Here is a 14,114-nt window from a genome sequence, read left to right on the forward strand (position 1 = left end):
TAGGGCCCGTAGTCCGCACGGGCCTCCTCGTCGGTGGAGAAGCTGATGACCGTGGTCGTACGCCCGTGGAAGTTGTCCGCCGCGACGATGATCCTTGCGGCGCCGTCCGGCACCCCCTTCCTCCGGTAGCCCCACTTGCGGGCCGTCTTCACGGCCGTCTCCACCGCCTCCGCGCCCGTGTTCATCGGCAGCACCATCTCCATGCCGCACAACTCGGCGAGCTCGGTGCAGAAGCCGGCGAACCGGTCGTGGTGGAACGCCCGTGAAGTGAGCGTCACCCGCTCCAGCTGGGCCCTGGCGGCGTCGATCAGACGCCGGTTGCCATGGCCGAAGTTGAGCGCCGAGTAGCCGGCGAGCATGTCGAGGAACCGGCGCCCCCCGACATCCGTCATCCACGCACCGTCCGCCGACGCGACGACGACGGGCAGCGGATGGTAATTGTGCGCACTGTGCGCCTCCGCAGACGCGATGGCACTCTCCGTTGTCGCCACGGGTTCTCCGTTCGGTCGGGACAAGCCATCCGGTCGGGGCGGGGTAGCGCCCCTGTTTCTATCGTTACTCGCCAGTGTGGACGAAGAAACCTTCCCCCCGGCGTGGCCTGGGAGACAACCCCACGAGCGGGGCCGGTTGGATCACGTGTCCAGCAGCTGCCGGCGAGGGCCTGCCTCGGGCCTGTCCCCTCCCCGCCCGAACGGCGGGCGGGGCAGCCGGCCCGCCAGCGGGCGCAGCACCAGACCCAGCACCACGCCGGCTCCCAGCGCCGGTATCGCCCACCACCAGCCGTCCGTGCCGCCGGAGGAAGCCCCCGCCGCCCCGGACCGCTCCTCCGGTGTCCGCTTCTGATCTTGCGAGGGAGCGTCGGCGGCGGTGGCCGGGTCGTCCGCCTCCGAGGTGGGAGGCACCGCCGCACCGTCAAAACCCCGCGGCTCACCCATGACGCCGATTTTCTCCAGCAGCGCGTGCAGCGAGGCCGGTTGCTTCGCCTTGTGCCAGACGCCGGTCTGGGCTCCCTGGGTGTCCGTCGACGTATATATCCAGACGGTCGAGAGGTCCGCGCTCGGATATACCTGGTCCAGCCGCCAGGGGTGCACATCGTGGGCCATCCACGTCACGTTGATCTGCCGGGAGCCCACCGCCGAGTCCACCGACGACGGGCGCTTCTTCTGGCCGTCCGGCAAGACCCCCACGCCTTGGGCGCCGAGCTGCTTCGACAGCGCCTCGTACTCCGCGTCGCTGTAGTAGAGAGCGGCCGTCTCCTGGCTCTCCGGGGAGGCGACCAGCACGCTCGTGGGCCCACCGGCCACCGCGCTCGGAGCGAACACCCAGGTCAGCGCCGTCACCGCGATCAGGGCCGCGAACCGTCGGACCGTGCCCGTACATAGAAGTCGCATGATTCCCCCTGCCGACGCCCGGCCCGGACCCTCCGGACCGCCTTCGCGTCACTTCCTGTACACCGCCCGACCCGAACCGGTTCCGTATTCCCGGAACCCTTTTCCGGGTGTCCGACGAGCGAGGGAGGGCCTTGACCGAATCAGGGCATCGACTGCGCGACGGCCGTCGCGCGAGCCGACGAGTCCACGCCCTCCAGCCGCAGCGTCAGCCGTTCGTCGGTGCTCCCTCCCGGGCCGGTTTCCTCCCAGAGCAACGTCGGACCCGTCAGCCGCGCCGAATGGGACCAGCGCGCCCCCCGCTCGTCGATCATCCGGAACCGCAGGAGATGAGGATCGGCGAACCACAGGGCCGTGGTCTCGTTCAACTCCCCGACGTTGAGGGGCACCCACTCCGGCATGTGCCGCACCTGCTTGGCGAACATCATGTCGAGGCCGGCCCGGAACTCGTCCAGGCGTATGGTCCGCCCGCCGGAGTCCGCCCAGCACAGGCTCATGACCGGACGGTCCGCCGACACCCACTCCAGCGACACCTGGTCTGGCGCCCCGAGCTCGGCCGGGATCCGGGGCGTGAATCCCGCTCTCCGTGTCGCTTCCCCGATCGGCATCGGATCGGCGCATCCAGGCACTCGCGCGCTCGGAGCGGGTGTCGCCTTCGGGTCGTACCGCACCTGGACCCCGCCGAAGTCGAACCAGTCGGCCACCGCCGCGCGCACCGGCGGCGTCAGCACCAGCACGACCAGCAACCCCGACAGACCGGCCACCAAGGCACGCCATCTGCGGCGCAGCAGGCGACGGAGCCGTACGCCACGAGCCGCCCACCCCCGGACCGGAGCCGAGGCCGGGGTGGGCGTCGGCGCGGGCGCCGCGTCGGCGAGGAGCTGTGCCAGGACACGCTCGGCCATCGTCTCGCCGTCGACATCCGGAACCGGCATACCGCGACCCAGCGCCCGCAGCTCCTCCGCGAGATCCCCCGCGCGCCCGTCCTCGTCCTCACGCTCGCCGTCAGTCATGCCCGCCACCTCCTCCCCTCTCCGATTTCTCCGACCCCGACCCCGACCCCGACGCGGGCGCCAGCAGCCCGCCCATCAGCTTCAACGCGCGACTCAGCCGCGACTTCACCGTGCCGCGCGGCCAGCCCAGCGCCTCCGCTGTCTCCGCCTCGTTCATCTCCAGCAGATAGCGGCACGCCACCACATCGCGGTGGTCGTCGCTCAGCTCGTCGAGCGCCGCCCACAGCTCGGCGCTCCGCTCCTCCTCCACCGCGGCCACCGCCGGATCGGCGGAATCCGGTATCCGCGGCTCGCCCCGCAGCAGCGCCGCCTCGCGCCCCGCCACGGCCCGCAGCCGGACCGCCGACCGCACGGTGTTCCTCGTCTCATTGGCGACGATCCGTATCAGCCAGGGTCGGAACGGCGCGCCGTCCTTGAAACTCCCCAGGGACAGGTACGCCTTGATGAACGCGGTCTGCACCACATCCTCCGCATCCGCACCCGCGCCGCAGGCCACCGCCACCCGGAGCGCGATCCCCGTATGGGCGCGCACCAGCTCCGCGTACGCCTCCCGCTCCCCGGAACGCACGCGCGCGATCACAGCCGACTCATCCGCAACCGTCAGGATGCGGCCCCCCTCCAGGGTCCCCTCCCGTGTCCTCACGCTTTGATACACCGCTCACCGGAGATCCGTTCCCGACTTGGCGGTGCCACCTGAGAGAATGTTCAGCATGGCCACTCGTCCTCGCGCGCTCTCCGGTATCCAGCCCACCGCAGGCTCGTTCCATCTCGGGAACTACCTCGGTGCGATCCGGCAGTATGTGGCGCTGCAAGAAACCCACGACGCGTTCTACATGGTCGTGGACCTTCACGCGATCACCATGCCGCAGGAGCCCGCCGACCTGCGCGCCAACACCAGGCTCGCGGCGGCACAGCTCCTCGCCGCCGGTCTCGACCCCCAGCGCTGCACCCTGTTCATCCAGAGTCACGTACCCGAACACGCCCAGCTCGGCTGGGTGATGAACTGTCTGACGGGCTTCGGCGAGGCCTCACGTATGACGCAGTTCAAGGACAAGTCAGCCAAACAGGGCGCCGACCGCGCCACCGTCGGGCTCTTCACCTATCCGATCCTCCAGGTCGCAGACATCCTGCTCTACCAGGCGGACTCGGTCCCCGTCGGCGAGGACCAGCGTCAGCACGTCGAGCTGACACGTGACCTCGCCGAGCGGTTCAACACCCGCTTCGGGAGCACGTTCACGATCCCGAAGCCGCACATCGTCAAGGAGGTCGCGAAGATCTACGACCTCCAGGACCCGTCGATCAAGATGAGCAAGTCGGCGTCCACGCCGAAGGGCCTGGTCAATCTGCTCGACGACCCCAAGGTCACGGCGAAGAAGATCAAGAGCGCCGTCACCGACACCAGCACCGAGATCCGTTTCGACGCCCAGGCCAAGCCGGGAATCAGCAACCTCCTCACGATCTACTCCACCCTCACCGGCGCGGGCATCGCGGATCTTGAGCGGAGGTACGAGGGCAAGGGATACGGCGCCCTCAAGGTCGACCTGGCCGACGCCATGGTCGACTTCGTCACACCGTTCCGCAGCCGCACCCAGGAATATCTGGAGGATCCCGAGACGCTGGACTCGATCCTGGCCGAGGGTGCGGAGAAGGCCCGCGCGGTCGCCGCGGAGACGCTGGCCCAGGCGTACGACCGGATCGGCTTCCTGCCCGCGAAGCACTGAACCCCTCCGGGGCGGGCCGGCCGATCCCGGACCGCCCGCCCCGGTCGGCTGCCCGGCCCCTTACCGCATGCGCGCCACCCGCGTACTGCTGACCAAGGACTCTGGCCAGCCGGGCGGTGCGAGCGTCACACTGACGCAGGGACGGAATCGGCCACACCGCATCCAGGGTGTGGCCATACGTACCACCCGAGGCGGCACGCACCACCGCCTCACCACGCAGTACCGCGACACCACGCAGCACCGCGACACCACGCAGCACCGCGACACCACGCAGCACCGCGACACCACGCAGAAGTACCAGGCAGCACGCACCACCCGCACACACACGGAATGAGGAGAACGACGTGGGGACCGTAACGCTCGGCGTTTCGATCGCGGTCCCGGAGCCGTACGGCAGCCTGCTCCAGGAGCGCCGCGCGAGCTTCGGCGATCCCGCCGCGCACGGCATCCCCACCCACGTCACGCTTCTGCCGCCGACCGAGGTCGACGCCGCGACGCTGCCCACCATCGAGGCGCATCTCGCCTCGGTCGCCACGGCGGGCCGCCCCTTCCCGATGCGGCTCTACGGCACCGGCACCTTCCGCCCGCTGTCGCCGGTGGTCTTCGTCCAGGTCGTCGAGGGCGCCGCGGCGTGCACCTGGCTCCAGAAGCGCGTCAGGGACGCGTCGGGGCCGCTGGTGCGGGAGCTCCAGTTCCCTTATCACCCCCATGTGACCGTGGCACACGGCATCTTTGAGGAGGCGATGGACCGGGCGTACGAGGAGCTGGCCGACTACACGGCCCAGTGGAGCTGCGCGTCCTTCGGCCTCTACGAGCAGGGCGCCGACGGCGTGTGGCGGATGCTGCACGAGTACGCCTTCGGGGGCGGTACGGAGATCACGGGAGTGCCCTCGCAGAGCACCCCCGCCGACCTGCCCGCCACCTCGTCCCTGCGCCAGTAGCCGCCGCCTTCCCAAGAAGCCAGAGGCCCGGCGTCCGTCAGACCGGCAGCCGCCGGAAGAGAGACCTCGGCAGATGCCTGAGCACCGACATCGCCACCCGCAGCGCGCCCGGCACCCACACCGTCTCCGAGCGCCGCCGCAGCCCCAGCTCCACGGCCACCGCGACCGCCTCCGGGGTCGTCGCCAGCGGTGTCTCCTCCCGCCCGGCCGTCGTCCTCGTCCGTACGAAGCCGGGCCGCACGACCATCACATGCACCCCGGTGCCGTACATCGCGTCCCCGAGCCCCTGCGCGAACGCGTCCAGGCCCGCCTTGCTCGACCCGTAGATGAAATTGGCGCGCCGCGCCCGCTCACCGGCCACCGACGAGAGCACCACCAGTGAACCGTGCCCCTGCGTCTGCATCGCCGCCGCGCACACCAGACCGGCCGAGACCGCCCCCGTGTAGTTGGTCTGCGCGACCCTGACGGCGGCGGCCGGATCCGCCTCGTCGTGAGCCTGGTCGCCGAGCACGCCGAAGGCGAGCAGTGTCATGTCGATGTCGCCCTCCGCGAAGACCTTGCCGAGCACTTCGGCGTGCGAGGCCGGATCGAGCGCGTCGAAGTCGACGGTGTGGACGTCCGCGCCCTGGGCACGGAGATGGTCGGCGGCGGCGTCGAGCGCGGGTGACGCGCGGCCGGCCAGCCAGACCGTACGCGTACGGCGCGCGATCAGCCGGCGCGCCGTGGCCAGCGCGATCTCGGACGTCCCACCGAGGACGAGCAGGGACTGCGGGATGCCGAAGGCGTCCTTCATGGTGCGGTGCTCCTTGCAGCGAGGGTGCGGGGCGAGCGTCACAGAGGGGTCAGTGGGGTCGAAGCAAGTAGGGAGAGAACGTCAGATCGAGAGTCGGCGGGAGAGATCGGAGACGAAGACCGCGCGCGGGTCGAGTTCGGCCCGCAGCGCCCGGAACTCGTCCAGCCGCGGATACATCGCGGCCAGCAGTTCGGGACGCAGCCGGGAGTCCTTCGCGAGACAGACCCGGCCCCCGGCGGCGGCGACGTCCTCGTCCAGCTCGTCGAGGAAGGGACCCAGTCCGGTCCGGTCGGTGGGGACGTCCAGCGAGAGAGTCCAGCCGGCCATGGGGAAGGACAGCCAGCCGGGATCGCCCGCGCCGAAACGCTTGAGTACGGCGAGGGGGGAGGGACAGCCGCGCCGGACGATGCGCCGCACGATCCGGATCAGCGCCTCCTCCTGGCCGCGTCCGACCACGAACTGGTAGCGGACGAAGCCGCCGCGCCCGTACAGGCGGTTCCAGTGCGGCACGCCGTCCAGCGGGTGGAAGAACGCCGAGATCCGCTGGAGTTCACCGGTCCGCCGGCGCCCGGCCCCGCGGTACCAGAGCTCGTTGAAGAGCCCGACCGTCGTTCGTCCCAGCAGCCCCTGGGTTACGTAGGAGGGCGCGCCGGGCAGCTGTCCGGGCCGGAAGGCGAGCGGCTGTCTGCGGGCGCGCGCCGCCGCGCCCCGGCTGCCCCACTCACCCCAGCCACCCCAGCCGCCGCGCCCCCGCGCGGCATGCGCGGACAGCGTGTCAAGTGTCGTGTGTTCGCCGTGCGTCAGGACGGAGCGTCCCAAGGAGGAGCCGCCGGCCAGCAGATCGACCCAGGCGACCGAGTAGCGGTGGCGCCGGCCGGACGTGGTGAGACGGGCCATCAGATCGTCGAGGTCCGTGGCGCGTTCGGTGTCGACGGACATCAGGGAGGTCTCGACGGGGTGCAGCCGGAAGGCCGCGCTGAGGATCACTCCCGTCAGCCCCATGCCGCCCGCCGTCGCCTCGAACAGGGGCGTGCCGGGGACGACCGTACGTACGTCGCCGTCGGCGGTGATCAGGTCCAGGGAGAGTACGTGGCGGGAGAACGAGCCAGACACCTGGTGGTTCCTGCCGTGGATGTCGGAGCCGATCGCCCCGCCCACCGTGACATGGCGGGTCCCGGGGGTCACCGGCACGAACCAGCCCAGCGGCAGCAGCACCTCCATCAGCCGGTGCAGGCTGATCCCCGCCTCGCACTCGACGATCCCGGCCTCGGCGTCGACCGACAGGACGCGGTCCAGGGCGGTCATGTCGATGAGGGAGCCGCCCGCGTTCTGCGCCGCGTCGCCGTACGCGCGGCCGAGACCGCGCGGGATGCCGCCGCGCGTACCGCAGTCGCGTACGGCGCGGGCCGCCTCCTCATAAGAACGCGGCCGGACGAGACGGGCGGCGGCCGTGGGGGCGGTGCGGCCCCAGCCGGTGACAGGGTCGGCGATCTCGGCAGGCATGGTCGAGACGGTATCGCCCTAAACGTCATTCTTTGCGTTGTAAGCCGTATTTGCTGCTGTGCTCGTATGAATGGGTGGTTGGCTGGGTGTCGGTGAATGATGACGTGAGGATCGGCTCTCGGGGTACCTGACCGTTGGTTCTCCGATCCGAGGGCAGGTCTCCGTCATGGACTGGCTGAAAAAACTCCCCGTCGTCGGCCCGCTCGTGGCCAGGCTGATGCTGACCCATGCCTGGCGTTCCTTCGAGACCCTCGAACGCACCCACTGGACCCGGCTCGCGGCGGCGATCACCTTCATCAGCTTCCTGGCGCTCTTCCCGCTGATCACCGTCGGCGCGGCGATCGGGGCCGCGCTGCTCAGCACGGACCAGCTCGACCGTCTCAAGCACAACATCACCGAGCAGGTCCCGGGCATCTCCGACCAGCTGGACATCAACTCGCTGGTCGACAACGCGGGCACGGTGGGGCTGGTGGCAGGCGCCCTGCTGCTGTTCACCGGAATCGGCTGGGTCGGCCAGGTGCGGGAGTGTCTGCGCGCCGTCTGGGAGCTGGACGACGTGGACGAGGGCAACCCCTTCCTGATGAAGGGCAAGGACGCGATCATCCTCGTTGGCCTCGGCGTCACCGGTCTCGCCTCGATCGGCGCGTCGGCCCTCGGCTCCACGGCCATCAGCTGGACCGCCCACCGGCTCGGCATCAAGGAGGACGGCGTCGGCGGTGTGCTGCTCCAGATCGCGGCGATCGCGATCGCCGCCACCGCGGCCTTCCTGATCCTGCTGTACGTACTGACGCTGCTGCCCGGCGTACGGCCCCCGCGGCGCCGGCTGATCGTGGCCGGGGTCATCGGCGCCGTCGGCTTCGAAGTGCTCAAGCTGCTGCTGGGCGGCTACGTGCGGGACGTCGCGGGCAAGACCATGTACGGCGCTTTCGGCGTGCCCGTCGCGCTGCTGCTGTGGATCAACTTCACGGCGAAGCTGATGCTGTTCTGCGCGGCCTGGACGGCGACACCGAGCAAGCCGGACCGGGAGGAGCGGCCGGACGGACCGCCGGAAGGGGAAACGGACGGGGAAAGGGACGGAGAGACGGACACACCGAGCACCCCGCCGCCCGGCGCGACCCGGTACGCCGGTGGCTAACGCCCCGGCAGGCGCTTGACCAGGTCCGGCAGCGGCCATCGGCGGTTCACCAGGAACACGGCCGCCGCGAGCAGCAGCAGCGCACCGCCCGCGATGGCCACCGCGGTCCCCGCGCCGTTCGACCCCGACGCGGAAGCCTTGTCGCCCAGCCCGGCCTGGTCCGTGCCGCCGCTGCCGCCGGCCTCGCCCTTGTCGCCCGAGTCGTTCCCGACGGCCTCCTTGTCGGAGCCGCCGTCGGCGGATCCGGGCTTCACCAGCTCACCGATCGGTTCGACCTTCCCGGCGGCGGTGAAGCCCCAGTCCAGCAGCCGGGCCGTCTCCTGGTAGACCGCCAGGCCCTCCTCCTCGGACGGGTTCATGACGGTGACCAGCAGGACCCTGCCGTCGCGCTCGGCGACGCCGGTGAAGGTCGAGCCCGCGTTGGTGGTGTTGCCGTTCTTGACCCCGGCGATGCCCTTGTACGGCTCCAGGCCGGAGTCCCCGGTCAGCAGCCGGTTGGTGTTCTGGATCTCGAAGGTCTCCCGCTTCGGGGCCTTCTTGCCCTTCTTCGGCTTCTTCTCCTCGCCCGGGAACTGCACCCGGACGGTGGAGGAGTACTCCCGGAAGTCCTTCTTCTGCAGCCCGGAGCGGGCGATCAGGGTGAGGTCGTACGCGCTGGAGACCTGCCCCTTCTCGTCGTAACCGTCCGGCGAGACGACATTCGTGTCGAGCGCCTGGAGGTCGGCCGCGTGCTTGTTCATGTCGGCGACCGTCTTGCCGACGCCGCCGTTCATCCGGGACAGCACGTGCACCGCGTCGTTGCCCGAGCGCAGGAAGACACCCATCCACAGATCGTGGACGGTGTACGTGCTGTTCTCCTTCACCCCGACGAGACTGCTGCCCTCGCCGATACCCGCCAGGTCCTCGGGCGTCACCTTGTGGGACTCGGTCTTCGGCAGCACGGGCAGGACAGTGTCGGCGAACAGCATCTTCAGTGTCGACGCCGGCGGCAGCTGCCAGTGCGCGTTGTGCGAGGCGAGGACCTCGCCGCTCTCGGCGTCCGCGACGATCCAGGACTTGCCGGTCAGCTTCTTCGGCAGCACGGGCACGCCGGGGGCGAGATTCACCTGGGTACCGGGTTTGCCGAGGAGAGTGCCGCCGACCGTCGACATCGCCGCCGGTGGCTTCGGCTGCTTGTCCTCGGACTTCTCCGCGTTCACGTCGTCCGCCAGGACGGGCGCGGCGGTCAGAACGGGCAGCAACGCGGCGGCTAGGACCGTCAAGGCGGTCTTTCTCAATGCGGACACGGTCGAGAACGTACATGGCCTGACGGGCGATCCGAACACCGGCGGGCGGACCGGTCGCTTCCACCGGCGGGACAGACCACTTTCCGGCCACCGGCGAACTGCCGCGTCGGTGGACTCGCCGCCTCCCTGGCCGGGCAGCCCCCGGCGAAGCGTCGGGGAGGGCTCCGGCGATACTGGATCCATGAAGCTCAGCCGCCCCGTGTCCTGGTTCCTGCTCGCCTTCGGGGTGTGGAGCTGGTTCATCTGGATCACTTTCGTCAAGAACTTGTGGCAGGACGGCAGCGGACTCGCCTTCGACGACGCCGGTGACCCCACGGGTTACTTCTGGGTCCATCTGCTGCTCGCCATCACGTCCTTTCTTCTGGGGACGGGAGTCGGGGCGGTGGGGTTCCGTGGAGTCCGCGCCTGGCGGGGCGAGTTGAGGAACGAACGCGGTGACGAGCACGTAGTACAGAGACAGCGACAGGGATAAAGGGGAATCGGCTCGTGATCGTCGTGGTAGTCCTGATGGCGCTTGTCGCCGTCACACTGGTGGCAGGCGCGCATTACTACATATGGCGGCGCCTGGTCCGCGACACGACGGCGGCGGGAGGTACGGCCCGCAGGACGGGCACCGCCGTGATCATCCTGCTGCCGGTCATGACCTTCGCCGGCGTGGGGATGAGCCGGGGCGACGTGCCGTTCTCCCTGAAGCAGATCTTCGGCTGGCCCGCGTACATGTGGCTGGCGACGCTGCTGTATCTGCTGCTGGCGCTGCTGGTGGGCGAAGCCGTACGGCCGCTGCTGAGCCGGGTGCTCGACCGCCGGGCGGCGGCAGCGGGGGCGGCGGGGGGTACGGCGACGGCCACCGCGCCCGCCGAGGAGCCGGTGACCGTCGGCGCCGGGTCGACCGCGCCCGCCGCGCCGGAGACCGACACCGACACCGACACCGCCGAGGTCTCTCCGGCCGCCCCGGCGCCCGATCCCTCCCGGCGGCTCTTCGTCTCCCGCGTCGTCGGCGGCGCCGCTGCCGCCGCCGCGCTCGCCACGGTCGGCTACGGCACGGCGAACGTTCTGCGCGGCCCCAGCGTCAAGCGCGTCACGGTGCCGCTCGCGAAGCTGCCGCGCGCCGCGCACGGCTACCGGATCGCGGTCGTCAGCGACATCCACCTCGGCCCGCTGCTGGGCCGGGCCCACGCGCAGCGCGTCGTGGACACGATCAACTCCACCAGCCCCGACCTCGTCGCGATCGTCGGCGACATGGTCGACGGGACCGTCGCGGACCTGGGGCCGGCGGCCGAGCCGCTGGCCCAGTTGACGTCACGGCACGGTTCGTACTTCGTCACCGGGAACCACGAGTACTTCGGCGACGCGGCCGAATGGATCGACCTCGTACGCGAGTTGGGCGTGCACCCGCTGGAGAACGCCCGCGTGGAGATCGCCGGATTCGATCTCGCGGGCGTCAACGACATCGCGGGCGAGGAGGAGGGCCGGGGCCCCGACTTCAAGAAGGCGCTCGGCGGACGCGACCCGGCGCGCGCGTCCGTACTCCTCGCGCACCAGCCCGTCGTCATCCATGACGCGGTGAAGCACGGCGTCGACCTCCAGCTCTCCGGGCACACGCACGGCGGTCAGATGTGGCCGGTGAACTACATCGCGGCGGCCTCCAACCCGACCCTGGCCGGTCTGGAGCAGTACGGCGACACGGCGCTCTACGTGACGCGCGGGGCCGGGGCGTGGGGCCCGCCGGTACGGGTCGGTGCGCCCTCGGACGTCACGGTCGTGCAGCTGGCGTCCCGCCAGGCCTAGGGCGTGTCCGCAGAGTCCCGCCTGGCCCGCGACGCCTGGCACGGACCTCGCCGCGTTGTCTTCAGCCGGCCACGTACGTCCGGTCCATCCACAACGCCGATCCTCCGCCTCGCGACGCACCGCACCAGCCGCCGCGGGCCCCGCCCTGCGGGCGGACGGCGCTACTTCGCGGACACGCCCCAGGAAGAGAGGCGGAGGCCGAGCACGGCGTGCGGCGTACGGCCGGGGACGGCGTACGGGGAGGGCAGCCCGTGCGTCATCTCGGCAGCGTGACCGTCACCGCCAGGCCCGCTCCCGGTGCCGTCCGGATCGCCACCTCGCCGCCGTGGGAGCGGACCACCGCGTGGACGATCGCCATCCCGAGGCCGCTGCCGGCACCGCCACCACCGGCCCGGAAGAAACGGTCGAATATCCGGTCCGCGTCCTCGTGGGTCATCCCCGGGCCGTCGTCGGTGACGCACAGCCGCACCACGCCCTCGTCCGAGCGGCCCAGCTCCACCCGGACGGGGGCTTCGGCCGGTGTGTGGGTGCGGATGTTCGCCAGCAGGTTGCCGATGACCTGCCGCAGCCCGGACTCGTCCGCCCGGACGAGCATCGAGCCCGCCGCCGCCACGTCGAGCGGCCGGTCCGGCTGCTGCGCCCGCAGATCGTCCGCCGCGTCGCGGACCAGCCGGCTCAGGTCCACCGGGCGCAGCCGCAGTACCGGCCGCTGGTCGAGCCTGGCCAGGGTGAGCAGTTCGTCGACGAGGCGGCCCATCCGGTCCGCCTCGCCGGTCATCCGGGCCAGGGCGCGCGTGCGTTCCGCCGGTTCGCCGAGCATGCCCTTCTCGTACAGCTGGAGGTAGCCGCGGATCGCGGACAGCGGCGTACGCAGCTCGTGCGACGCGTCCGCGACGAACCGCCGCAGTTGCGTCTCGCTGCGTTCGCGCGTCACGTACGCCGACTCGACCTGCTGGAGCATGGCGTTGAGGGCGAGCCGCAACTGCTCGATCTCGGTCACCGGGTCACGCCGGCCGGGGACCCGGCGGGTCAGATCGCCCTCGGCGATGGCCGTCGCCGTCTCGACCATGTCCCCGAGCGGCCGCAGCGTACGGTTCGCACTCATCAGGGTGATCAGGGCGAGCAGCACGAGCAGCAGACCGCCGATCGCGGCGTCGAACTTGAACGCCAGGAAGAGACTCTTCTGCACCGCCTTGGTGGAGGTCGACATCAGCACGGTGGAGCCGTCGCTGAGGCGGGCGCCCACCACCCGGTACGGGTCGCCGTCCACCGTCACGTCGCGGACGCCGTCCTCCTGGCTCAGCGCCGTGGGGTCGGTCACCGCCCGCGCCAGCGCGATCTGCCGCTCGGTCACCACGACCCCGGCGAAGTTGATCGGCCTGCGCTGCGCGTCGACGAGGACGAAGACCGACTCGGGGGGCGGCAGCATGCCCGTGCCCGGCCGGCGCGGGGATATGTGTTCCACGATGGTCGCGAGCGAACTCAGCGACTCGATCTGACTGACCGTCAGCTCCGTACGCTGCAACCCGTCTCGGGACCTGGTCAGTTCGGAGTCGATGTTCTGGAGCAGGTAGTGCCGCAGCCCGAAGAGGCTGACCCCGGTCGCTATGGTGATGCCCAGAGCGAGCAGCACCACGTTGATCAGCGTCAGCTTCGTACGCAGCGAGTGCGTACTGGGTCCGGGCCCCCGCGGGGACCACGGACGGCCGATCCGGACCGCCCCGCGCGACACCGCACCACGCCACGCCTCGGCGCGCAGCCTCATCGTGAACCCGGGCTCGCGAGACCGTAGCCCACCCCGCGTCTCGTCATGATCAACGGCGGCCCGTACACGTCGAGTTTGCGCCTCAGATAGCTGATGTAGGTCTCCACCACCGTGGACTCCGCCGCGTGCTCGTACCGCCAGACATGCCGCAACAACTGCTCCTTGGTCACCACCGCACCGGCGTTGCGCACCAGGAACCTCAGCAGCGCGTACTCGGTCGGGGTCAGGTCCACCGCGCGCCCGGCTCTTCGCACCGTGTACGTCGCCTCGTCCAGCTCCAGATCGCCGTACCGCAGCGGCGGCCGCACCGCGATCCGGTCGCCCGGCAGGGTCCTGCGAAGCACCGCGCGGACCCGGGCGACCACCTCGTCCACGTTGAACGGCTTGGTGATGTAGTCGTCGCCGAGCGACAGCCCGCCGACGATCTCCGCGGGCGCGTCCCGCGCGGTGAGGAAAACCACTGCCATCTCCGGTCGGGACACCCGTAGTTGGTGGGCGATGTCGCGGCCGTCGCCGTCCGGGAGCATCACGTCGAGCAGCGCCACGTCGGGGCGTGTGCGCCGTACGGCCTCCGCCGCCTCCCGTACCGAGCCCGCCACCACCACCTCGAACCGGTGGTAGCGCAGGGCGATGGTCAGGACGTCGGCGATGCTCGGCTCGTCCTCGACGAGGAGCACGGTGGCCGCCGCGTCGGTCGTGCCCGCGTCCGTCAGGGCTGCATCCGTCATGGCATCAGTATCCGCGCGCCCCCCGCGCCGATCGCCGGGCGCCGTCTTGGAGT

15 protein-coding genes are annotated in these 14,114 nt (G+C 70.7%); 6 read left to right on the top strand and 9 right to left on the bottom strand.

Going from position 1 to position 14,114, the window contains the following annotated elements; translation table 11 throughout:
* The 4 genes from ACIBBB_RS33945 to ACIBBB_RS33960 form a co-directional block, all read right to left on the bottom strand.
* Nucleotides 1-491: aminotransferase class III-fold pyridoxal phosphate-dependent enzyme (locus ACIBBB_RS33945; RefSeq protein ID WP_398988919.1), on the bottom strand; the 491-nt coding region annotated here is incomplete at its 3' end.
* Nucleotides 492-632: 141 nt separating this feature from the next.
* The gene (locus ACIBBB_RS33950) at nt 633-1,391 is read right to left on the bottom strand and encodes a hypothetical protein (RefSeq protein WP_398988921.1); all 759 of its coding nucleotides are present in this window, start codon (nt 1,389-1,391) and stop codon (nt 633-635) included.
* A gap of 140 nt (nt 1,392-1,531) precedes the next feature.
* Entirely contained in the window at nt 1,532-2,401 is an 870-nt protein-coding gene (locus ACIBBB_RS33955; protein WP_398988923.1) for a hypothetical protein, read from the bottom strand.
* Complete coding sequence (locus ACIBBB_RS33960) at nt 2,394-3,044, bottom strand: RNA polymerase sigma factor (protein WP_398988925.1); 651 nt, start codon at nt 3,042-3,044, stop codon at nt 2,394-2,396. Before ACIBBB_RS33960 ends, ACIBBB_RS33955 begins: the two co-directional genes overlap by 8 nt.
* A gap of 58 nt (nt 3,045-3,102) precedes the next feature.
* Between ACIBBB_RS33960 and trpS the strand changes: the two genes are divergently transcribed.
* The 3 genes from trpS (at nt 3,103) to ACIBBB_RS33975 (ending at nt 5,063) form a co-directional block, all read left to right on the top strand.
* On the top strand, nt 3,103-4,122 hold the full coding sequence (gene trpS, locus ACIBBB_RS33965; protein WP_398988927.1) for a tryptophan--tRNA ligase: 1,020 nt from the start codon (nt 3,103-3,105) through the stop codon (nt 4,120-4,122).
* Nucleotides 4,123-4,189: 67 nt separating this feature from the next.
* Nucleotides 4,190-4,456, top strand: a complete 267-nt coding sequence (locus tag ACIBBB_RS33970; protein ID WP_398988929.1) for a hypothetical protein — start codon at nt 4,190-4,192, stop codon at nt 4,454-4,456.
* Nucleotides 4,457-4,466: 10 nt separating this feature from the next.
* Entirely contained in the window at nt 4,467-5,063 is a 597-nt protein-coding gene (locus ACIBBB_RS33975; protein ID WP_398988931.1) for a 2'-5' RNA ligase family protein, read from the top strand.
* 37 nt (nt 5,064-5,100) lie between these two features.
* Here the strand turns inward: ACIBBB_RS33975 and ACIBBB_RS33980 are convergent, their stop codons facing one another.
* Nucleotides 5,101-5,856: a decaprenylphospho-beta-D-erythro-pentofuranosid-2-ulose 2-reductase gene (locus ACIBBB_RS33980; RefSeq protein WP_398988933.1), complete on the bottom strand. Its 756-nt coding sequence runs from the start codon at nt 5,854-5,856 to the stop codon at nt 5,101-5,103.
* A gap of 81 nt (nt 5,857-5,937) precedes the next feature.
* The gene (locus ACIBBB_RS33985) at nt 5,938-7,359 is read right to left on the bottom strand and encodes an FAD-binding protein (protein WP_398988935.1); all 1,422 of its coding nucleotides are present in this window, start codon (nt 7,357-7,359) and stop codon (nt 5,938-5,940) included.
* 166 nt (nt 7,360-7,525) lie between these two features.
* On the opposite strand from ACIBBB_RS33985, the gene ACIBBB_RS33990 reads away from it, so the two are divergent.
* Nucleotides 7,526-8,494, top strand: coding sequence for a YihY/virulence factor BrkB family protein (locus ACIBBB_RS33990; RefSeq protein WP_398988937.1), 969 nt, complete (start codon nt 7,526-7,528; stop codon nt 8,492-8,494).
* Here ACIBBB_RS33990 and ACIBBB_RS33995 read toward each other — a convergent pair.
* Entirely contained in the window at nt 8,491-9,780 is a 1,290-nt protein-coding gene (locus ACIBBB_RS33995) for a D-alanyl-D-alanine carboxypeptidase family protein (protein ID WP_398988939.1), read from the bottom strand. The two genes, ACIBBB_RS33990 and ACIBBB_RS33995, sit on opposite strands and share 4 nt — an antisense overlap.
* 181 nt (nt 9,781-9,961) lie before the next feature.
* Between ACIBBB_RS33995 and ACIBBB_RS34000 the strand changes: the two genes are divergently transcribed.
* Nucleotides 9,962-10,252: an SCO4848 family membrane protein gene (locus ACIBBB_RS34000; RefSeq protein ID WP_189107532.1), complete on the top strand. Its 291-nt coding sequence runs from the start codon at nt 9,962-9,964 to the stop codon at nt 10,250-10,252.
* Nucleotides 10,253-10,287: 35 nt separating this feature from the next.
* The gene (locus tag ACIBBB_RS34005; RefSeq protein WP_398989050.1) at nt 10,288-11,568 is read left to right on the top strand and encodes a metallophosphoesterase; all 1,281 of its coding nucleotides are present in this window, start codon (nt 10,288-10,290) and stop codon (nt 11,566-11,568) included.
* Nucleotides 11,569-11,824: 256 nt separating this feature from the next.
* On the opposite strand, the gene ACIBBB_RS34010 is transcribed toward ACIBBB_RS34005, so the two are convergent.
* Together ACIBBB_RS34010 and ACIBBB_RS34015 are read right to left on the bottom strand one after the other, a co-directional pair.
* Nucleotides 11,825-13,333 carry a sensor histidine kinase gene (locus ACIBBB_RS34010; protein ID WP_398988942.1) on the bottom strand — a complete coding sequence of 503 codons (1,509 nt, stop codon included), beginning with the start codon at nt 13,331-13,333 and terminating at the stop codon, nt 11,825-11,827.
* Complete coding sequence (locus ACIBBB_RS34015) at nt 13,330-14,061, bottom strand: response regulator transcription factor (protein WP_398988944.1); 732 nt, start codon at nt 14,059-14,061, stop codon at nt 13,330-13,332. The genes ACIBBB_RS34010 and ACIBBB_RS34015 overlap by 4 nt, the downstream gene beginning before the upstream one ends.
* Nucleotides 14,062-14,114 lie beyond the last annotated feature (53 nt).

The organism is Streptomyces sp. NPDC051217, from assembly GCF_044455465.1.
Taxonomy (GTDB): domain Bacteria; phylum Actinomycetota; class Actinomycetes; order Streptomycetales; family Streptomycetaceae; genus Streptomyces.